Origin of the sequence: Priestia sp. SIMBA_032 (assembly GCF_046535215.1) — a bacterium.
GTDB classification, from domain to species: Bacteria; Bacillota; Bacilli; order Bacillales; family Bacillaceae_H; genus Priestia; species Priestia aryabhattai.
The window spans coordinates 51,531-72,510 of the sequence record NZ_JAWRXD010000005.1 but is presented as its reverse complement, the minus strand read 5'-3'; the positions used below and the strand labels follow the sequence as shown (position 1 = coordinate 72,510).

General features: G+C 37.5%; 25 protein-coding genes. 8 read left to right on the top strand and 17 right to left on the bottom strand.

All coding sequences use genetic code 11. The features are described 5' to 3' along the window. Window positions 1-104: 104 nt before the first annotated feature. Window positions 105-647: a 5' nucleotidase, NT5C type gene (locus SB717_RS17430; RefSeq protein ID WP_074677046.1), complete on the top strand. Its 543-nt coding sequence runs from the start codon at window positions 105-107 to the stop codon at window positions 645-647. Between the two features lie 148 nt (window positions 648-795). Here the strand turns inward: SB717_RS17430 and SB717_RS17425 are convergent, their stop codons facing one another. The 3 genes from SB717_RS17425 to SB717_RS17415 form a co-directional block, all read right to left on the bottom strand. Continuing rightward, the gene (locus SB717_RS17425; protein WP_013058681.1) at window positions 796-921 is read right to left on the bottom strand and encodes a hypothetical protein; all 126 of its coding nucleotides are present in this window, start codon (window positions 919-921) and stop codon (window positions 796-798) included. Between the two features lie 589 nt (window positions 922-1,510). Further along, a complete protein-coding gene (locus SB717_RS17420; protein ID WP_268965253.1) occupies window positions 1,511-1,636 on the bottom strand; it encodes a hypothetical protein in 126 nt (41 codons plus the stop codon). A gap of 102 nt (window positions 1,637-1,738) precedes the next feature. After that, window positions 1,739-2,143, bottom strand: a complete 405-nt coding sequence (locus tag SB717_RS17415) for a secondary thiamine-phosphate synthase enzyme YjbQ (protein WP_410904307.1) — start codon at window positions 2,141-2,143, stop codon at window positions 1,739-1,741. 118 nt (window positions 2,144-2,261) lie between these two features. On the opposite strand from SB717_RS17415, the gene SB717_RS17410 reads away from it, so the two are divergent. From SB717_RS17410 to SB717_RS17400, 3 genes are read left to right on the top strand one after another with little or no spacing between them, the layout of a single operon-like run. Then, window positions 2,262-3,698 carry a spore germination protein gene (locus SB717_RS17410; RefSeq protein ID WP_074677050.1) on the top strand — a complete coding sequence of 479 codons (1,437 nt, stop codon included), beginning with the start codon at window positions 2,262-2,264 and terminating at the stop codon, window positions 3,696-3,698. 15 nt (window positions 3,699-3,713) lie between these two features. Further along, window positions 3,714-4,817 (top strand): GerAB/ArcD/ProY family transporter, encoded by a 1,104-nt coding sequence (locus SB717_RS17405; RefSeq protein ID WP_074677052.1) that lies wholly within the window; start codon window positions 3,714-3,716, stop codon window positions 4,815-4,817. Then, on the top strand, window positions 4,814-5,941 hold the full coding sequence (locus tag SB717_RS17400; RefSeq protein ID WP_098621151.1) for a Ger(x)C family spore germination protein: 1,128 nt from the start codon (window positions 4,814-4,816) through the stop codon (window positions 5,939-5,941). The genes SB717_RS17405 and SB717_RS17400 overlap by 4 nt, the downstream gene beginning before the upstream one ends. 6 nt (window positions 5,942-5,947) lie before the next feature. Here the strand turns inward: SB717_RS17400 and SB717_RS17395 are convergent, their stop codons facing one another. Next, on the bottom strand, window positions 5,948-6,316 hold the full coding sequence (locus tag SB717_RS17395) for a hypothetical protein (RefSeq protein WP_013084654.1): 369 nt from the start codon (window positions 6,314-6,316) through the stop codon (window positions 5,948-5,950). A gap of 230 nt (window positions 6,317-6,546) precedes the next feature. Here SB717_RS17395 and SB717_RS17390 point away from each other — a divergent pair, with 230 nt between their 5' ends. Next, a complete protein-coding gene (locus tag SB717_RS17390) occupies window positions 6,547-7,149 on the top strand; it encodes a DUF3885 domain-containing protein (protein WP_410904306.1) in 603 nt (200 codons plus the stop codon). Between the two features lie 39 nt (window positions 7,150-7,188). Here the strand turns inward: SB717_RS17390 and SB717_RS17385 are convergent, their stop codons facing one another. The 5 genes from SB717_RS17385 to SB717_RS17365 all read right to left on the bottom strand — a co-directional run bounded on the left by SB717_RS17385 (window position 7,189) and on the right by SB717_RS17365 (window position 11,094). Then, complete coding sequence (locus SB717_RS17385) at window positions 7,189-7,884, bottom strand: hypothetical protein (protein WP_095378678.1); 696 nt, start codon at window positions 7,882-7,884, stop codon at window positions 7,189-7,191. Continuing rightward, the gene (locus tag SB717_RS17380; RefSeq protein ID WP_410904305.1) at window positions 7,884-8,753 is read right to left on the bottom strand and encodes an ABC transporter ATP-binding protein; all 870 of its coding nucleotides are present in this window, start codon (window positions 8,751-8,753) and stop codon (window positions 7,884-7,886) included. Before SB717_RS17380 ends, SB717_RS17385 begins: the two co-directional genes overlap by 1 nt. After that, window positions 8,750-9,118 (bottom strand): GntR family transcriptional regulator, encoded by a 369-nt coding sequence (locus SB717_RS17375; RefSeq protein WP_028410922.1) that lies wholly within the window; start codon window positions 9,116-9,118, stop codon window positions 8,750-8,752. The genes SB717_RS17380 and SB717_RS17375 overlap by 4 nt, the downstream gene beginning before the upstream one ends. A gap of 105 nt (window positions 9,119-9,223) precedes the next feature. Next, a complete protein-coding gene (locus SB717_RS17370; protein WP_144644017.1) occupies window positions 9,224-9,979 on the bottom strand; it encodes an alpha/beta family hydrolase in 756 nt (251 codons plus the stop codon). 224 nt (window positions 9,980-10,203) lie between these two features. Next, window positions 10,204-11,094, bottom strand: a complete 891-nt coding sequence (locus SB717_RS17365; RefSeq protein ID WP_013058693.1) for a YitT family protein — start codon at window positions 11,092-11,094, stop codon at window positions 10,204-10,206. Between the two features lie 260 nt (window positions 11,095-11,354). On the opposite strand from SB717_RS17365, the gene SB717_RS17360 reads away from it, so the two are divergent. From SB717_RS17360 to SB717_RS17350, 3 genes are all read left to right on the top strand, one after another. Beyond that, on the top strand, window positions 11,355-12,164 hold the full coding sequence (locus SB717_RS17360) for a DUF4397 domain-containing protein (protein WP_074677062.1): 810 nt from the start codon (window positions 11,355-11,357) through the stop codon (window positions 12,162-12,164). Further along, window positions 12,161-12,784 carry a class F sortase gene (locus SB717_RS17355; RefSeq protein ID WP_098622534.1) on the top strand — a complete coding sequence of 208 codons (624 nt, stop codon included), beginning with the start codon at window positions 12,161-12,163 and terminating at the stop codon, window positions 12,782-12,784. Before SB717_RS17360 ends, SB717_RS17355 begins: the two co-directional genes overlap by 4 nt. A gap of 128 nt (window positions 12,785-12,912) precedes the next feature. After that, window positions 12,913-13,731, top strand: a complete 819-nt coding sequence (locus SB717_RS17350) for a glycerophosphodiester phosphodiesterase family protein (protein ID WP_410904304.1) — start codon at window positions 12,913-12,915, stop codon at window positions 13,729-13,731. 27 nt (window positions 13,732-13,758) lie between these two features. On the opposite strand, the gene SB717_RS17345 is transcribed toward SB717_RS17350, so the two are convergent. The 8 genes from SB717_RS17345 to SB717_RS17310 all read right to left on the bottom strand — a co-directional run bounded on the left by SB717_RS17345 (window position 13,759) and on the right by SB717_RS17310 (window position 20,970). Continuing rightward, window positions 13,759-14,445 carry an ABC transporter permease gene (locus SB717_RS17345; protein WP_074677068.1) on the bottom strand — a complete coding sequence of 229 codons (687 nt, stop codon included), beginning with the start codon at window positions 14,443-14,445 and terminating at the stop codon, window positions 13,759-13,761. 1 nt (window position 14,446) lies between these two features. Then, window positions 14,447-15,289, bottom strand: coding sequence for an ATP-binding cassette domain-containing protein (locus SB717_RS17340; protein ID WP_074677070.1), 843 nt, complete (start codon window positions 15,287-15,289; stop codon window positions 14,447-14,449). Window positions 15,290-15,408: 119 nt separating this feature from the next. Further along, window positions 15,409-15,918 (bottom strand): GNAT family N-acetyltransferase, encoded by a 510-nt coding sequence (locus SB717_RS17335; protein ID WP_074677072.1) that lies wholly within the window; start codon window positions 15,916-15,918, stop codon window positions 15,409-15,411. Window positions 15,919-15,953: 35 nt separating this feature from the next. After that, entirely contained in the window at window positions 15,954-17,159 is a 1,206-nt protein-coding gene (locus SB717_RS17330; RefSeq protein WP_074677074.1) for a TolB family protein, read from the bottom strand. A 101-nt stretch (window positions 17,160-17,260) separates the two neighbouring features. Further along, window positions 17,261-18,079, bottom strand: a complete 819-nt coding sequence (gene yidC / locus SB717_RS17325) for a membrane protein insertase YidC (RefSeq protein WP_013058701.1) — start codon at window positions 18,077-18,079, stop codon at window positions 17,261-17,263. Between the two features lie 21 nt (window positions 18,080-18,100). Further along, window positions 18,101-18,373: a hypothetical protein gene (locus SB717_RS17320; protein ID WP_013058702.1), complete on the bottom strand. Its 273-nt coding sequence runs from the start codon at window positions 18,371-18,373 to the stop codon at window positions 18,101-18,103. Window positions 18,374-18,584: 211 nt separating this feature from the next. Beyond that, complete coding sequence (locus SB717_RS17315) at window positions 18,585-19,964, bottom strand: sucrose-specific PTS transporter subunit IIBC (RefSeq protein WP_114896547.1); 1,380 nt, start codon at window positions 19,962-19,964, stop codon at window positions 18,585-18,587. A gap of 178 nt (window positions 19,965-20,142) precedes the next feature. Further along, entirely contained in the window at window positions 20,143-20,970 is an 828-nt protein-coding gene (locus tag SB717_RS17310) for a PRD domain-containing protein (RefSeq protein WP_074677080.1), read from the bottom strand. Window positions 20,971-20,980: the final 10 nt, after the last annotated feature.

Genomic DNA, 20,980 nt, shown 5'->3' with positions numbered 1-20,980 from the left:
CGGCTTGCTCTTTTTCTGCATGTAAAAGATTTGGTATAGTAGAAGCAGCACATTATATTGCAGTACCAAGCGTGTAGATGAATACTGTAAAGGAAGTTGAATAAATGCACACCCTTTTAATTGACATGGATTCTGTCATTTGTGATCTTATGACGGATTGGCATAACCAATATAACAAAGATTATGGCGACAGCTTATCGGTTGAAAAGTTAAAATGCTGGGAATCAGAAAAGTATGTAAAGCCGGAATGCGGGACAAAAATTTATGACTACCTCGATCAGCCGGGGCTTTTTTTACATTTAAAACCCCTGCCTCATGCTGTTGAGGTTCTTAAACGACTTTATGAAAGGTTTTCCATTTTAATTGTCACAAGCAGCCGGACCTATGCTTATACAGAAAAAGAGCAGTGGGTTGAAAAACACCTTCCGTTTATCGGGAAATACAATATCGTGTTTACACACCAAAAAGATAAAATATACGGAGACTTGCTGTTTGATGATGCACCGCATAATTTGAAGGCTTTTCAAGCTACAGGTCGCCATGCTGTTGCCATGAGCTACCCGTATAACGAAGAAGTAAAGGTCCCTCGCGTGTACGATTGGCTTCAGTTTGAACAGTACGTAAATACTTATTTTAACGAATATTAAGCTAAAAACACGTGGACTTTGTCATCAGAGAATGAATGCAGTACGTTTGTTAGCACTGTTATAAGCATAAAAAAACCGCCTTTTGGGCGGTTTTTGACGGATAGCCCCTGAAGGTTATCCGCTTTTTATTTAAAAAAGATATCATTTTTTAGTACTTATCAGCTGATGAGAAAAAGTCCATAATGGCATGGATAATTTCAACGGACTGAAAAGAAAACAATGATATGGCTGTTAATGAAAAGAAACCAATCATGGCCATACGTACAAGTAACATAGACTAATCGCCTCCCTGTTTTGAACTAAATGAACGCACCCAAAACAATTCGCTATCTGTCTTTGTTTGTACGACGTTTTCGCCAAGCAAAGGCAGCTCATTCACTGCGTGTAACAATGACAATGAATCTTCATCTTTATCTTAAAGACTAAGCGTATAGTTAGTATATCAAATGAAGCTTTTTCTTCAAGGTTATACTAGCGGTAAAAAAGGAAATAGTATGAAACGATGCGTTTTATCTTTATTTCATACAATTCAGTACCCTAATATTTATTATATTAAACCTTTTAGGAAAATTGCTACTATTATATCTTTTTATTATAAAAAAAGTTATTGAGACATAGCTAAATCAATTCAATACAAAGACGAGCAAATGAGATAAATGATCTCGACTGCTTGTTACATCGCTGTTGATTTCCGTATAAGACTTTGCTTTCCGCGGACGGCCCATGAGCCTCCTCGTCTACATATATGAAATCTACGTTCACCATATGAATGAAAAAATCCGAATGCGTTTGATTCTCAAGCAAGAATCAAACGCGTTCGGATCTTCCTTCAACTAAAATAATTTCGCTCCAGCTTCTTCAGATTATCGACACGTACTGTAATACTCATTGACAATCTCTAAAATAGTTGGGTATTCTTCCACCCATGTAAAATTTGTTTTTTCATTTTCTTTTTTCGCTGTTTCTTGTTCTGCACCGATCTTTTCCATTGTTCAATCTCTCCCTTTAACTGTTATATAACATTTATATTAAATTAACTTTGTTTTATAACAATTTTCAAAAAAAAGTTGGACAATGAGTATGAAAAAAAGTTATTGAACAGATACAATTTTTACATAATACGTACGAGTCCTAGGTCCATCAAACTCGCAAAAATAAACTCCTTGCCACGTCCCTAGCAGCAGCTGCCCATCGTGAATGATTATATGCTGAGAGGAGCCGACCGTGCTCGCTTTGAGATGCGCCGCCGTATTCCCTTCCATATGAAGATCTAACTTATGTTCCCAAGGATATACTTCTTCGAAGCGTCGCATCATATCCGTTTTTACATCCGGATCCGCATTTTCATTAATTGTTATACCCGCGGTTGTATGAGGACAGTAAACCACTACAGCCCCTTCTTTTAATCCTTCTGTTCTTATCACTGCTTGTACCTGACTTGTTACGTCAATCATTTCGTCACGCTTGTTCGTTTTTAACGTAAATGAATGTAGCATACCATCACCTCTTTTCTTTACCATAACATATCTTTTCTATTCTTCCACATTTTTCGCATAACTCGTTTTTACATCGTAAACACTAAACTCATTAACACAACAGGCGGTGAGTTTATTTATGCTCGATTCAAAATTTCAGCCCAATGCAGACTACACCGTTCAAACGTTTCTAGATTTGGTGGGTCAAAATACAGATGTTGGTTCCAAAAAATTATGGCTGTCTCCCACAAAATATATATGCATTATTTATCTCCAAGGACTAGTCGACGGAGAAAAACTTGATAATCTTACTCAGCATATTGTTGAGACCAAAGCAAAAAGTGAAACGCAAACAATCGATGACATCGACTCATTTATTTCTGTCATTAAAGATAAAGAAGTCTATACATACAAGCAAGCGATCTCGTGTTTTTTTAAAGGTCAGCCCCTGCTGTTTATGAGCGAAAGCACCACGGCATACTCACTGAATATGTCTATGACCAAACAGCGCTCTTTAAGTGAACCTACAACAGAAAAAGTAGTGCGCGGTCCTAAAATTGCTCTTATCGAAAACTTAGATGAAAACCTTGGTCTTTTAAGGCAGCGTTCTACCGAAGAAGAAATGGTTATTGAAGACATTTATATTGGAAATACAAAGGAACATCGAACAAGTATCGTTTTTCATAATAAACACTGTCAAACTCATATCGTAAATCAAGTCAGAGAGAAATTATTAGACATTCCTTTAGATAACATTCAAGACTCAGGAATGATTGAAGAATTTTTAGAAGAAGCACCTTACTCACCGTTCCCTCAAGTACAAAATACAGAAAGACCGGATCGTGTTCTTGCTGCGGTGAATGAAGGGCGAGTAGCCATTTTAGTAGATGGCTCTCCTTTCGCTCTTTTAGTGCCTACAACTTTCGATATGATTATGAAATCACCCGATGATTATTACGAAAGATGGATAGCGGGTTCGTTGCTAAGATTACTAAGGTACTTGTCTATTTTTATTACCCTATTCTTTTCAGCTATTTATATTTCACTCGTTTCGTTTAACCAAGGCCTTCTTCCGACGGAGCTGGCTATTACTATTGCGGCCACACGAGAAAACGTTCCTTTTTCTCCTTTTATCGAAGCAGTGGTCATGGAAGTGACGCTTGAATTATTGCGCGAAGCCGGGCTGCGTCTCCCTACTCCTGTTGGACAAACAGTTGGACTTGTAGGTGGGGTTGTGATTGGTCAAGCAGCGGTGGAAGCCCATATCGTTAGCTCCGTTATGATTATTGTTGTATCTGTATCGGCAATTGCATCCTTTACCGTTCCTCAGTACGGAATTGGCCTTTCGTTTCGAATTTTGCGTTTCGTCTCTATGATGATTGCAGCAATCTTTGGATTATACGGAGTTACCATGTTTTTTCTTGTTCTCGTCATTCATCTAACCAAACTCGAAAGTTTTGGTATGGCTTACTTCAAACCGTTTTTTGCGTTAAATAAAAAAGCGTGGAAAGATTCTTATATTCGTCTGCCAAACAAAAGTCTAAAACAATCTAAAAATAAATCTCAACAAAACTGACAAAAGGAGGACCATATGGAACAATCACAGTCACAATCAAGCAAGCTTCTTTCAGACTTTTATGCCATTTCAATTATCTCTTCAACCATGCTGGGCGTCGGTTTGTTAACACTGCCAAGCAGCATTACAAACCAGACAAATAATGCAGACGGATGGATTGTACTTATTATGGACGGCCTTTTGTTTATTGGAATTGTTCTTTTTTTAGTCTGGATGGTTAAATATTTTACGATTAGCTGTATGTTTGACTTCACGCAAGAAGTAACCGGCAAGTTGATTGGAAATATCTTCAACTTCGCTATAGTCGTTTATTTCACATCTGTGGCAAGTTTTGAAGTAAGAGCTATGGCAGAAATGATTCATTTTTATTTACTGGAAACGATGCCCATTGAGTTAATTATCCTTTCGTTTATTTTGACAGGCGTCTATTTAATCACTGGCGGTATTAATTCTATTGGAAAAGTAATGGCCCTATGTTTTCCTGTAACGGTCATCATTCTTCTTATCTTATATCTTCTTAGTATCGGAATGGTCGATTTAAAAAACTTACAGCCCGTGTTAGCCGATGGATTCAGCCCGCTTCTTTCTGCTTTTACAACCGTCTCTGTTTCCTTTTTAGGAATTGAAACAATTGTATTTCTTCCAAAGCATATGAAAAACAAAAATCATTTACGAAAAGTTTCTATCATCGGATTTTCAATTCCTTTACTTTTATATATTATCACTTACGTATTAGTTGTCGGCGCGTTATCCGTTCCGGAGGTAAAAACGACCGTCTGGCCTACGATTGAATTTGTTCAGACGCATGAAGTAAAAGGAATTTTCTTTGAGAGGCTTGAATTATTTTTACTTATTGTCTGGCTTCTTCAGTTTTTTTTAACCTTTGTAATGTATTTCTTTTTAGCTGTTTCAGGATTTAAAACGATTTTCAAAAACCGATCAACTACCAATATTATCTTTCTTGTGCCCATTTTATTTATGAGCTCGTTAGCGCCGAAAACAGCAAGCGATGTGTCACATTTTTCCACGGTATTAGGCTGGGCATTTTTAGTGACATTTTTGGTGATTCCTCTTTTTTTCAGCATGTTAATGAAAATAAAAAAGGTTGTGTTCAAATGACGAAAAAATGTCTTCCTGTCATGATGACCATTTTTTTATTATGCGGCTGTATGAGCCATCGGAATATTGAACAACTTGCTCTTGTTATAGGAGTGGCAATGGATATCACACCAAAAATCGAACCAAAAACAGGAAAAAATCAGCTTGTGCTGACTCATCAAACGTTAACCGAAACGGAATCCGGAAATATGTCTTCTTCCATTCCATACAAGAACATTACAACAGCTGGTCCTACTATTCATGAAATCACGCGAAATATTTCGCTGAAATCTGATCCTATATACAGCCAGCATCAGCGAGCGCTTTTAATAGGAGAAAAAGCGAGCAAGACCATCCCTCTGGATGCGCTTATCAATCAGTTTGTCCGTGATAATGAAATACGGCGCAGCAGCCTTGCGTTTGTTACAAAAGGCGATGCTAAAAACGTTTTAACAATTCAAGGAATGTCTGTACCGCCTGTAAACTTAATTTACGAGCTTGTTTACAATAAATTCAAAACGAATAAAATTTTAAATCCCCTAACAATGGGAGAGCTATCAGCCAAGTTAAAAACCGATCAAAGCTTTTTAATACAGCGGCTTTCTAAAATTAAAAATAGCGTTGAACTAGACGGTGCGGCAATCATAAAAAATAAAAAAGCAAAATTCATCTTAACTCAGCACCAAGTGGAGGCTTTAACGTGGTTAACGGGGAATATTAAAGGCGGAATTATTTACGGCAAACACGGGCCATACCCCTTCTCATATGAAATTGGCGATGTTCAGCAAGATGTGAAGGCCCGGATTGATTCAAATCACTCCGTTCATTTTGACATCAATGTTCAAACAAGCGGCAGGCTATCAGAAGATTGGGAGACTTCAAAACAGGCTCTTGCCGCCTCTAATGTAAAGAACACCGAAAAAAAAATAGAAAAAATCATTCGAAAAGACGCGGAAAAAACACTCGGCTTACTGCAAAACAACTACAAAGCTGATGTGATTGACCTGCATGATTACGTACGAATTCATTATCCTCATTTTTGGAAAAAACATCAGCATGAATGGGATGAAATATTTAGCCAGTCGACTATCGACTATCATGTTCATGTTCAAATTAAAGATTTTGGGACACAGGGCAGGGATTAGCTCTTATTACTCAACGCCAGCTTCAGTTAGCTCTTTTTTCTTTAGTTCCATAATCGTGAACTTATCGGTATAGTTTTTGCTGACGAACAGCTGGCGTTCATTGTCGTTATTAAAATAAAATTTTTTATCATCTTGATATTGAAAATTCACTTTTTTCTTTTTCATTTGTTTAATAAACGTTAAGTAGTCATCTGAATGAATGAGATACCTTTTAGGCTTATCCGATATTTGCACAACGTCTTCGCCCGAAGACTTTAATTTTACAATACTCCATGCAATAGGAAGAGGATTACCTTCTTGAAAGATCGTTTTGTGAAAAATGAGAACAAAGAAAGCAGCTGTAATAATTGAAATAAGAACAAGCTGTTTTTTCACCGTATATCATCCTTTCTTCACGTCGTTACTACGTTAAGTAATACGACAGGCGTATAAAAAAACCTGTTCATCCGCAAAGGTTGTGTAAAGAAATAATGCAAAATCAACAAAATATAACAGTTTGGTTACCTTTTGATTAAATAACATTACTTCTTTACAAATTTAGCTAATCACGTGATAGACTAAACTCAACATATTAAGTCAGGACTAAACTAAATGAGGTGTTGCGTATGACTACAATGCGGCTTCAATCATACTTAACAACAATGTTTCCAAATGTTCAAATGAAAAGACCTCTTTTTTATAACGCGCCCGCAGGTATCCGCTTTACGCTTACCAATCAAAAAGGCGTGTGGGAACGAGAATACATGAAAAATGTGTACGCACGCGCTTATGAAATTTTTGAGACACTCCATGAAAAAAATGATGAGCTCTTACTTGTTTTCAAAGCGAATGCTGCACAGGATGATTTACTTTTAAAAAAGAAAAAAGAAACAGCTATTAAAAAATTCATTCGCTCTCGCCTGAAGAAACAGGAAGTTCAATCCGTAGCATTATTAAATAACGCTGAGTATATTATTGCTTGTAAAACAAATGATGTGAAAGAAAAGTTTCTTTTGCAATCAATTGCCAACCGCGACCTTCATATTCATCCGGCTATTGAAGAAGAGTGTTACATTGTGAATTTGAATAAAGAAACCATCTTCCACCTATACGATGAGCGTGGACTGGACATTGTATCGAACAATCAGTCTTCTCTTCAACTCCTTCAGCAAAAGTTTCACGACTGGATTCTAGATATTGATGCAGCTTGCTCTAAAAAAGTACAATAAAAAAAGCAATCATTCAGTAAAGAAATGATTGCTTTTTTATTAGGCTTGATGGACAGGAGACGCTTTTTTTAAAAACAGCCAGTTGATAAGAAAGAATAGGAAGCTTGCGATAACCATTGTTCCGAATGTAAGTAACAACGACCCGTTCGAAAAGCTTTTTATAAAATGAATAACCGGTTCTTTTGTCACTGGAATCGTAAACAATAAAATTAAAACAGCACCTGTGATCATCCCTCCTGTTTGCCCGAATTTATAAACGATGCTGCCGAGCAAACACGATGCTGCTGTAATAAAAAAGATAAATACAGCGTCCGTTAAAAAGTGAACAGTGACAGTGGAGCCATGAAAGATAAAATCGCTCGCATAATAAAGTTGAATATTCATTAAATTCAAACTATTAATCACCTTTATTGAAATGCTCATGATGACAACATTGATAAGGGACATTACAATTGCAAATAAAGCAAAAACACAGGTCATCGTTAAAAGATATGCTTTACGAGTAGCTCCTAACTTTAAGCAAAAGGAAAAACTTTTTCGAATGATAATAAAACTTACAATACCTGAAAAGATGTACTGCGGCATACTTGTTACTAATAGAAGATGCTCATTCACCTGACTGAAAACTAAAATATCTACTACAACAAAGGCTAACAGAATCGTCCAAAAGCGAATCATTAAATACTTTAGTTCAACGTAGAGCGAATAACTAATGGCGGCAAACTGTCCTTTCATTACGCTACACCTCCACGATTTGCTGTAAGATAAATCATAATATCCTGTATATGAACAACTTCTATATGAAATGAACTGTCGACAAGCTCCTCAGCATAAATATCTTCATTAAAGAGCACTATTTTTTTCTCTCCTCCGAATACTTGTTCATGGATTACTTGCTTTCCTTTTTCATATTCTTCAATTTGACTTTTAGGTCCTTTCACACTTACACAGCGCTGCTGCAAATTTTCTGCCGTATCCTGAAGAATCAGCTTTCCTTTTTGCATAATGAGTACTTCTTCAAATAAATTACTTACCTCATCAATTAGATGCGTTGAAATAATGAACGTGCGTGGATATTCTTCATATTCATCCAATAGAAGCTCATAAAAACGCGCTCGCATCGCAGCATCAAGTCCAATATAAGGTTCATCAAAGATTGTGATGCTCGTTCGGGAAGATAGCCCAACAATAATTCCTAATGCTGATTCCATACCTTTAGATAATGCTTTCACTTTCATATTACAATCTAAATCGAACTCTTCCATAAGCCTCTCAGCAGCTTCTTCGCTCCAGTAAGGATAAAAAAGTGACGCAATTTTTAACACGTCTTTGACTTTTAATGTTTTTTTGAAATTTCCGCTTTCGTTAATTAAGCAGATGTTTTGCAAAACAGAGCGGTTTTCAAATGGAGATTGATTGCCCACTTTTACCTCTCCTGTCGTAACTGGAATATGCCCGGCTACAATTTGCATCAAAGTCGTTTTGCCCGCTCCGTTTCTACCTAGCAACCCGTATATCTTATTTTTTGCTAGTGTAAGTGAAATGTCTTTTAATACGTGTTTAGATCCATAGCATTTATTTAACAGCTGCGCTTCTATATTCATTTTATTTCCCCCTTGTCTAACAGCTCTTTTAACTCGGTTACCGTAATTCCTAAATGCTGTGCTTCTTTTTTCAGCGGAACGATAAAACGGTTATAAAATTCTTCTTTTCTTTGTGTAAGCAATACTTCTTTGGCACCCGCACATACAAACATCCCTATCCCTCTCTTTTTATACAATATTCCATGGTCCACTAGCTGATTAATTCCTTTAGCTGCCGTTGCAGGGTTAATGCGATACATTTTGGCAAATTCATTCGTAGACGGTACTCTTTCTTCTTCTGGAAAAGCATCATTCAAAATATTCTCTTCGATCGTTTCTTTGATTTGTTGAAAAATTGGTCGCTGATGATCTAATGATTGTTTCATTTTGACTACCTCACTTAAGTGGTTCATTACTCGTGTAACTAACTATATAACTAGTTGGTTATTTTTTCAAGTTTTATTTTCAAAAAAAGAAAAAAAGTCCATCAGTTAGTTACTGACGGACTTTTTCATTTGACTGTTTACCCACTTGATCGTTCTTTTTACTAGCTCATCCTGCTGCTCTTTAGGAGAAATACTGGCTTTATTGTCGCCTTTTTGTTTCCCGTACATTCCAAACTGTGCGTGATTCGCTCCTTTTACTTGGACCAGCTCCGTATTTTTTGAAAGTAAATGCTTGGTTTCTTTAATTTTTTCAGGCGTCGACAAACCATCTCTCTCACCGGTTAAAGACAAAATAGGATAAGTGGAGGTTGAAAAATCATTTTTATTCATCGGATACGATGCTAAAAGAACTAAACCTTTTATTGAGTTTTGATGATCATACGCATAAGAGGCTGCACTAACTCCTCCAAGGGAATGCCCTCCGATAAACCATGCGGAAATCTTCGGGTAGCTCTTCACAATATCCGTCGCTTTGTTTTGACTAAAGAAGCTCATATTAAACGGAGCATCTACAACAGCAACAAGATATCCCTCATTTGCAATTTGCTGAGCATAATAGCCATATGCTAACGGCTCTACTTTAGCACCTTGATAAATAATATAGCCGGCTTTTATCTCTTTGTTCGTTTGAGGCTTAAATACGTAATAATCGTCTTTTTCCACTACTTTTTTCTCATCTACCAGTGAGTGAAGCTGCTTGGAAGGTTCATAATCAAAACCTGACCATATAACAAAAAAAGCAGCGGTTACTGCAACAAGAACGGCAAGACCGACTCCTAGTATTTTTAACGTTTTTTTCATGTCACTCCCTCTTCCTGTTTTTTTACTATGTACTCTTTTTATACCTTTTAGACATTTTACATGTTTGTTTTAAAGATATACAAGAAAAAAGAGGGGTTCGATATGCCCAAAGCAGGACGCAGCAGAAATGACATAAACCATTCCATATACTCAAAACAAAGAGAGAAAATTAAAAAGCCTGCTGCATGTAATAACGGGACAGCCTCATTAGCAGACAACCTTCATTAATGAATATCTCGTTTCTTAAACCTTCCTCCCCTGACTTCAGCAATAGCTGCTACAGCAAAAAAAGCAGATGGATCTATCTCATCGATAATCGCTTTTAACTTTGCTTCTTCAAGCCTGGTAATAACACAAAAAATCACTTTTTTATCATCTCCCGTATACGCTCCTTCCCCATTTAAATACGTGACGCCCCTCCCTAAACGAGCAAGGATTGCTTCACCAATTTGTTCATATTGTTCGCTAATAATCCAAGCTGACTTGGACTCATCTAAACCTTGAATCACAATATCAATCGTTTTAAAAGCAATGAAGTAAGCCATTAAAGAATACATAGCGCGGTCCCAGCCAAATACAAAACCGGCACTTCCCAAAATAAATAAATTAAAAAACATAATCGTCTCACCTACGGAGAAAGGCGTACGTTTATTAAATAAAATAGCTAATATCTCGGTGCCGTCTAAAGAACCTCCGTATCGAATAACAATTCCTACTCCCACACCGAGAACAATTCCGCCAAAAACAGTTGCTAAAAGAGGGTCGCCTGTTAAGACCGGCAAGTCGTGAAAAATAGAGGTAGCAATGGATAGAATGATAACACCTAAAAGTGTAGATAGCGCAAATGTTTTTCCGATTTGCTTGTATCCAATAAAAAAGAATGGAAGATTTAATACGAAGATATAAAAGCCGATTTGAACATCCGTTAAGTGGGATAAAATAATAGATATACCTACAATTCCACCGTCAATAACCTCATTAGGGACAAGAAAAAATTCTAGTCCTACGGCCATTAAAAGAGCCCCCACTAAAATAAACAGCATACGCTTTACAATCATTTTAGCTGATAGCGAACGATGAACAACCTTTTTTATTTCATGATTCGTTTGCAGCACATAACTTCCCCTCCTTTTTGTGATCGAGACATCAATTACTAACTAAACGCTCTATTTTAATATTATCACAAAATTCAAACTATTTATCTGCTCTTTTACAAAAATTTCATCTAACGAAATAAATTATGCATATATTGGATAAAATTGTAGATGATAACAAGTGAATAAATGCCCGAGTATGTTCAAAAGTGAATGCATCCCCACCACTTTTCATACGGGATTAACAGGACAAACTTAGATTAAAAGGAGAGTAAAACGTTATGAACCGTGTAAAGATTATTGCTGCTTCTTTACTCGCAGTTTTATTGCTAGCTTTTTCAGATAATTTCACTTCTGCAGCTGTGCAGGAGGCAATGATACGAGTTGTGCATGCATCACCTGATGCACCTGAAGTAGATATATATGTGGACAATCAAAGCATCGTAGTCGGCGCATCGTTTAAAGATGTGACAGATTACCTTAAGGTACCTGCGGGGTCTCATAAAGTAGAGGTATATGCTATAGGTACAAAAGGAAAAGAAAAACCTGTCATTTCCACTAATGTAACCGTCGAAGCAAACAAAGCCTATACCCTTGCTGCCATTAACCAAGTTTCACACTTAGAATTAAAAGTAGCTCAAGATGATATGAACGTAGCTAAAGGAAAGAGTAAAATACGAATTGCTCACTTTTCTCCAGATGCTCCCGCTGTTAATGTAGGTATTAATCATGGCCCTACTTTGTTTAAAGACACTGCTTTTAAACAAATGACAAATTATTCTGAAGTAGATGCCGGAACCTATGATTTAACCATCGCAACTAGTCAAGACAATAAAAAAGTACTGGAGATTCCAAATCTTAATTTAGAAGCCAACACAGTCTACACGGTGCTCGCTATTAACAAAGCCGACAGCCTTGAAACGCTGTTATTAAAAGATAATACAGCTATGCCTTCCGAAATGCCAAAAACAGGTATGGGCGGTGCTTCAGAGGAGAATTATAATTCAATTGTTCCGGTTCTTACTTTATTAGGAATTGGAGCGGTCGCTATATTTGTTGTTCGTCGTCACAGAGGATACGAAAGCGAATGAAATGGATAGGAGGGGTTTTCACCTTTTCTTTTATACTATTCATGAGCAGCTGGTTTGCCCAATCAGCAATTGCAAACGGCTCGACGGATTTTGTTGTAAAGATGGCTGAAACAAAATCGGCTCAATCCTTGAAATCTTCAGGGACTGCTTCTACGCCTCTTCCATCTCAGCTTATTATTCCGAAGCTTCATATCAAGGCTTTTATAAAAGGAATGGGCCTTACTAATCAAGGTGAAATGAGCGTTCCTGATAATGGTCATGATGTAGCTTGGTTTAAGCTTGGAGCAAGACCCGGAGAGGAAGGAAATGCTGTCATTGCAGGACATGTTGATGACCAAAAAGGACCCGCTATCTTCTATCATCTCGACAAGCTCACAAAAGGAGATGAAATTTTTGTAACCGATCAGCAAGGTCAGCAGCTGGTCTTTGTTGTTACCAATAAAGCTTCTTACCCCCGAGATTCTGCTCCTATCAGAGAGATTTTCGGGCCAACTTTTCAACATCAGCTTAATTTAATCACCTGTACGGGAACATTTGATCATAAACAGAAAACTCATGAGCGCAGACTCGTTATTTATACAAGCCTCCGCCCGGAAAAAACAGCCGATGTTTCTCACTGACCATCGGCCTTTATTACTTTTAATTACACACTGGTTCGTTTTATTTAAATATTTACATAGCCTTAATATGAACACAACATCTCACTAGTAAACTAATGCACGACCCCTCAATAAAAAGGAGTTTTGATATGAGACTAAAATGGTGGTTTGTAAGCTCACTCACTCTTTGTTTATGCGGTATTTTTATATTTATACATACGCAGGCAGCTTCTACTCAAGCAGAAAAAGTAGCAATTATTGCTCATCGAGGCGCATCAGGATATGAGCCAGAGCATACGATGCAATCTTATCTCACCGCCGTACAGCAAAAAGCAGATTATCTTGAACTTGATCTTCATATGTCTAAAGATCAGCAGCTTGTAGCAATTCATGACTACAAAGTTGACCGCACAACAAATGGAACAGGATATGTAAAACAGTATACAGTGAAGCAGCTTCAGCGTTTGAACGCAGGAAAAGGTAGTAAAAAAGCCGTCATTCCAACCTTAGAAGAAATATTCCGTACGTTTAGCAATCGAACAAACTATTATATTGAAACAAAATCTCCTCATGAATATCCAGGTATGGAAAAAGAATTGTTAACGCTGATGGCTAAGTACAACATTCATACTGATCATGTTATTGTACAATCATTTAGTCCTGAAAGCTTAAAAACCGTCCATCGATACCGACCTACTATGAAACTAATTCAACTGATTCGTTCCAAGCAAACCAATATGTTAACAGATCAGCAGTTCAGACAAATTAAAACGTACGCGAACGGCATCGGTCCTAACGCAAACACGCTGACAAAACCATATGTACAAAAAGCTCGCTCGTATGATTTAGACGTCCATCCGTATACAGTAAATGATGAAAAACAAATGAGAACACTTATCAAGTGGGGCGTAACCGGCATGTTTACTAATTACCCGGATCGTCTTTATAACGTGCTTCATAATAAATAAACACTTGCCGCGGCAAGTGTTTATTCTTTATACATCTCTTCTATTCGCTCTCCACAAGTACAGGCTAATTAATGCTATGGCATAAAGCAAAGCCCAGCCAAACACTAAAAATTTGTTTAATCCATCGTTAATAAATTGAATGATTGCAGATACGGGCGGCAATACATACAGCAGCAGTCCCCCTCCTTGATACGGAAATGAAACGCCTGCCGCTGCAAGCGTAATGATTAAAATAAATAGAGGTCCAAACCACGATAAGCTGCCTTCTCTTACAACATCTCTTGTAAAAACAAGACCTATGCTCATACCAAGCAAACTAAACGTCCAGTGAATAATAAACCCAAACAACATTTGCTTAGTGGATATATCCACTTCAAACATATCAAGCAGCACGGGATAAGCAATGGAAACCGCTGATAAAAACGTAAACAGCAGCATACAGCTAATAAGCTTGCTCATAAAGTACTTGTTCTTTTTCCCTACATGAAGTTTTGTAATAACTTCTTGACTGGAATCTTCCGCGTGAAACAGCGACATCGTAAACCAAGTAGTTAGAAAAAAGAGGAAAAGTGCCGTATTAAAAAAGCTATCAAGCACCGGGTTCGGTCTATATGTATAGTTCATACACAGCGAAATAATATAAAGTGCAAGCGGCGGAATATATCGATACGATTTAATGTATGTAATAAAATGATAGCGAATCAATGCACCCATCTTAAATTTCTTCCCTTTCCATATGATATAGCTTTACAACTTCAGCTTGAACAGCAAGCAATTCTGCAAGAAACTCATTTACATACTTTTTATCAATATAAAAAATCCAGTAGTTTCCGTGCTGTTCAATTTTCGTGCACTTTTCTTTTAATAAACGAAGCGGCTTATTGAGAATGACATTTGCCTCAATAACCGTTAAATGCTCAATGAGTTGAACGCGCTCATTTTTTAAAATGCGCTGTGAGCCAATAGTGATAACACGATCCGCTACAGCATGAATGAGCCTTTCTTCATGACACGTAAATACAATGGTCATCCCTCGTTCTTTGAGCTTTGTAAAAATCCGTTCTACTTCTAGCTGAGCACGAGCATCCAATCCTGATAGAGGTTCATCAAGCAATAGCAGCTTAGAAGAACTCAGCAGCGCTTGCATCATGTTGACTTTTTGCTTCATTCCTTTTGAAAAAGAAATGATCTCTTCATGTCTAAACTCTACCATTTCGAAAGTTTCGAGCAGCTCTTCAATTCGAGAGGTGCGCTTTTTCTTAGACAATCCTTGAATTCGTCCCATGTGCTGCAAATAACCTGCTAGCGTAAAACGCAGCTCCTGAGGAAATTGTTCCACCACAAATCCAGGCGTACCGGTTTCTTTATGAAGGTTAATTGTTCCTTTAGTCGGTTTCGATAATCCGCCAATTAGCTTTAAAAACGTACTTTTTCCCGCACCGTTTTTTCCAACAATCGCGACAGTCTCTCCTTTATAAAGGGTCGTATGAATGTTTTCTAATACGGTATGTTTTTTGTATACTTTTGCAACATTTTTTAATTCAATCAGTTTTTCCATCTGCTGCCTCGCCTCTCCATAATCCTATATGTTAAATCATAGCATATTTAGGGGGAATGTGCTTCCATCTCTATACGTTTCAGCTAAATTTTTCCCGCACAAAAAAGCCTTTGACATGATCAAAGGCTTTTCATAGACAATACCATATGCTCTTCATCAATAAATTCACCATCCACTTGAAGAGCTCTTTTTTCATACGCATAAGAAGTAAAACCGAGGCTTTTGTATAGGGCTTTTGCTCCTTCATTTTTAGCAGCGACAGCTAGATAGATTTGTAAAACATTCGTTTTGGAAAAAGCTTGTTCAACAGCGGCTTTTAACAGCTTCTTTCCAAGACCTTTTCCCCTTGCTTCAGGGGCTACGTACATGCCCCAAATATCTCCTTTATGCTGAACTTTTAAAGGCTTTTGCTGCTGAAACCCTACAATCCCTACAAGCTGTTTTTCCATAAAAGCTCCTACTACAAATTCTGATTGGCTGCTGGGAAAATAATTTCGAATATCAGCAATTTCTTTTTCATATTCTTCTTCATAACTTAAAATAAAACTTTCGGGATGATCTTTTAAAGCACGAAGACGGAGTTCAAAGTACACGTCAGCGTCTTCTTTTGCCAACAATCGTATATTCATATTTTCACCTTAGTTTCTTATGTTTTAATTAGCTATTAAGGACTGTACACGCTAAATACTTCATTCCACCGATACAGCTCATAATAATTTCCCGGCAGGTCTAAATTTGAAATGAGTACCTTGTCATTTTTCGTATCTTTTACGCGGGTTAAAAGATTTGCTTGTTTTCGATTTGTGCGAATCCACATCGTTTGATTTGTTGCTTTATGATAAACAGGCGCGTAATCTCCCAAGCCTTTTTGTGGAAATGTGAACTGACTTTGCTTATTGGTCTTTACATTCATGCTATACAAAAAAGGCAGTGGCCTCTTTTTTTCATCATTCGACCACCCTGCTTCGGGCACACGTGAAATGATGATGTTATCTTTTTCTGTCCAAGTGAAATCCCAATCTGCGAAGCCTTTTGGAGTAAACACATGTTCTTTAAAAACCGGCATCTCTTTTAAAGTGAACTTTTTATTTTCGGTGGCAAACCTTCCTTCCCCATTAATAAATGCCAGTACTTGCTCTTCATTACTCCACTTAAACCAATTGGGTACATTAAGTATATCTCCCACTACTTGAAAAGCTTTTCCTTCTTTTGTAATAATGCACAGCTTATTTGCATCTGCAGACATCGAAGCCGTTGGAATAGCGATAAAACTAATCCATTGACCGCTAGGAGACCATTTGAAGCTGCTTGTTGTATACGCAAAAAACGAATCATTTTCTGCTGGCAGCGTCGTAAAAGCCTCTACTTTTTTTACATCTAACCCTGCATATTTGCTCACTGTATATAGCTTTACAGGTCCCCATCCCGTGGGTGCCAGCGCAGCAGCCGACGTAATTAAAAATCGATTCCCTTCTGGAAACCATGAAAACTGATCAACCCCTACGGCTACACGCTTCTTTTCATGCGTTTTAACGTTGTAATATACTAAGATTCCATTCGAAATATATGCAAGTTCCTCAGCAACCGGTGACCATTGATAATGAGTCACATCATGTTCAACAAGTAGCGGTTTTCCTTTTAACGGTGCAATCATTAAAGAATCATTTTCTGCATAAGCAACTATATCTCCATGTGATGACCATTGAGGCATAAAGGCATGACGGGCATAGGATAACTGTCTTTCGGTACCGTTATCATATACCCATAGGTTTCCTTGCCGTATAAAACTTATCTTCACTGTATTGGCAGCATTTATTTGCATAGGGAACAATATAAGAAAAAGCAGACATAACGCTATTTTTTTCACCATGTTCACTCCTGTCTTTTTTTATAGCGTTACACAAATCTCCTCATCTCATCACATTTTTGAAAAAATAAAAAAGCGCAGCGAATAGCTGCGCTTTTTGTATATTATGATTTTGACTTAGATTTTGGTGATGGCTTTGTTTTAGCTTGTGCTGTATTATTAGCCGCATCTTTTTCTTTTAATAAACTCATACGTTTTTTCAAATAGTAACCTTGTCCAATTCCGAATAAGTTACCGATTACCCAGTATAATGCAAGAGCAGATGGAAGTGAAATCCCTGCTACTAAAATGAAGATTGGCATAATGTTCATCATCATTTTCATTGGAGGTTGAATTTCATCCGTCATACTTACACGAATTTGTAAGAATGTCGTAATCGCTGCAACTACCGGTAAAATGAAGTAAGGATCGGGTTTTCCTAAACTTACCCATAAGAATGAGTGCTGAGCAATTTCATGCGTTCTTGCAATGGCATTATAAAATGCGATAATAATAGGCATTTGAATAAAGATTGGCAAACATCCGCCAACCGGATTAATTTTATGCGTTTGGTAAAGCTGCATCATTTCTTTTTGCTGCTTTTGCTGTGTTTCTGGATCTTTTTTACCAGCATATTTCTTTTGAATCTTTTCCATTTCTGGACGAAGTGCTTGCATAGCCATCGTGCTCTTTTGCTGTTTTAAAATAAGCGGCAATAGAACTAAACGAATGATAACCGTCGCAATGATAATAGAAAGACCATAGCTTCCGCCTGCCCATTCAGCAATTTTCGTTAATGCCATAGATAAAGGGTAAACAAAATAATGATCCCAGAATCCACCGCTTGTTGCGGTTACTGGTGTTTTTGTGCTGCTACAGCCGGCTAGAGCTAAAAGAAGCGCTCCCATTAAACCAAGCAATAATAATTTTTTATTTCTTTTCATATTCTTTCCTCCTAATAATGACTAAATGTATGAAGTGTTTTTCAGAAGGAAAGGATCTTCTTCATCATTATTCTTCTCTTTAACTGGTGTTTTTCTATACACGTGTATAAATACATTTCGTCTTTTCCATATTGTTAATACTGAAGGATCAATCCCTGCATTCACATGGTCGGTGACAGGTTCCGCATGAAAAGCCGTAAACCTAGCTTCACGAAGCATATAATAACAAAGGATATATAAAACGAAAGCAGATAAATACGGCGCATATAGAAAAAGATCGTGATAAAATTCCATGTGCCAGCTCTCTTTCTGACTATAATAGTACAATCCAATATATGTAGTGTAGCATTTACATTCCTGTTACACAACATCAACTTATCTCTTTGACTGTTCTACGTATTACTTTTTAAAAAGTTTCATATTTACGACACAAAATTTGCTCACCATAAAATATGATGAGCAAATCTAATAGCATTTCCTATTCTCCTATGCTTACCGCTGGTTCTCAGTCTTCTTTTAGTTTCATAAACCACGTAACGCCGAATGCAACACCTACAGAAATAATCATACCGATGATATAGTGAATTAAATTGCTCATACCAAGCGGTGCAGCAATGGCCATCATTGGAATGCCTGTGAGTCCGTATGCGTTAGCTACTACGTGCATAAGTACAACGTAGCCTCCCCCGGCTGCTCCGCCTATAGCCGCAGCAATAAACGGCTTGCGAAGTCGTAAGTTAACCCCGAAAATAATCGGTTCTGTAATTCCTAAAAAGGAAGAAATAGCTGCTGGAATCGCAATTTTTTTCGTTTTAGCATTTTTCGTCTTAAAGTAAACAGCCAGCCCTGCTCCTCCTTGCGCTACATTCGCGCAGGCCCAAATAGGAAGTAAGAAGTTAACCCCAATCTTCGGATTAGCAAGCAGTCCTGCTTCAATAGCATGAAAACTATGCTGCAAGCCTGTTAATACAATAGTTGAATATAAGCCACCAAACAAAATTCCTGCAAACACTCCGGCTACATCGTATAGAGACTGAAGGCTGATCGAAATTAAATCTCCAATATAGCGACCGAAAGGACCGATAAACACAAGTGACACAAAGCCTGTGATAATAACAGTTAAAAAAGGCGTAACAAGTAAATCAACCGAATTCGGCACAATTTTTCGGAGTCCCTTTTCAATTTTGCTCATAACGTAGATAGCCAATAAAATCGGAACGACCGTACCTTGATAGCCAATCAGCGGAATACTTAAGCCAAACAAATCCATATATTCTGGCTTAGCATCTGCTAATGTCCACGGATTTAATAACATTGGATGCGTCAAAATCCCTCCGATAACCGCTCCTAGATAAGGATTTGAACCAAATTCTTTTGCAGCTGAAAACCCGATTAAAATCGGTAAAATGATAAATGCTGCGCCTGAGAACATATCCAATAAGACAAATAACGCACTATCTTCTGAGACCCAGTGGAACGCTTTCATCATCCCGAGCAGCCCCATTAGTAAACCACTGGCTACAATGGCTGGAATAATGGGAACAAAAATGTTGGAAAGCATGCGGGCAAAACGGGCAAATGGGTTCATTTTCTTTTTCATTTCTTCTTGATGATCCGCTGGGGCAGCAGCTTCTTCAGCACCTAGTTCTTTCATAAAAGCAGCGTGGATTTTATTAACGAGACCGGTTCCAAAAATGATTTGAAACTGTCCTGAATTTGAAAAAGCCCCTTTTACATCTTCTATTTCATCTAAACCTTTTTGATTGATTTTGCTTTCATCTCGAATAACGAGGCGCAAACGCGTAGCACAGTGCTGCGCACTAGCAATATTTTCTTTTCCTCCTAAAAGCGGAACAAGCTTTTTAGCAATTTCTTTTACGTCCATCTTACTTCCTCCTTGTTGTATGTCATAAAAAAAGCAAGACCTAAAATACGCTTACAAAAGACATAGTTGTCCTTCATGCGCATTCTAGGTCTTGCCTGCTTTACCAGTCACAATCCCGATTATTCAATTAATACGCTTTCATTGTACTCAAAGCAACAATATTCGTCAATGTTTTTTTCTATATTCTTTGCTCTATTCGGCAAATGTGAAGCGTAATATATCCTAACTCCGCTTCTGGAAAATTAATTTCGTACTCATCTTTGACAAATTGCTTTATCGTTTCAGCACACTGATACGATTTTCTATATTTGACTTTTAATACGTCGAGCATTTCTTCATCCATCTCATGAAAGGGTTCATTTTGCGCTAAGCGATTTAACGCAAAGCGCAAGTGAGTCAGCAGACGCTGATAGGACATGCTGTTTTCATCAATCTCCGTATTCAGCTCTTTTTTTATAATCGTAACCATTTCATTAATAATCGTTGTATTCATCATTAGCTGCTGCATGCCCGGTGAATTCAGTTTCGCCGTATGAATATGAAGCGCAATATATCCCGCTTCGTCAATCGGCATCGTAATTCCTAGCCTCTTTTTAATATGCTGAAGAGCCCACACTCCAATTGCATACTCAGGCTGATAGAGAGATTTAATTTCATTAAGTAATTTATTTTGGATGGAAATACCGCGAGCTATTCTTTCGACAGCAAAGGATAAATGATCGCTCAAAGCAATATGCACATGATGACTTAGCGTAGCAGAAAGCTGCTGCTCCGCATACGAAATGATTTCTTCCGCCACTTGAATATGCTCTTCAGGAAGGTTTTTTAATAGTTCTTGAAACTTTTCCTGTTCTTCTTTCATGACAAAGACTTTCTCCACTTTCGCAGCATTAATAAGATCATTTTTGCCTTTTTGAAAAGCGATACCAGGACCCATCGCAATTTTTTCAACTCCGCCTTCTTTAAAGACAACGGCATTGTTATTTAATACTTTTAAAATCTTCAAATGCGCTCTC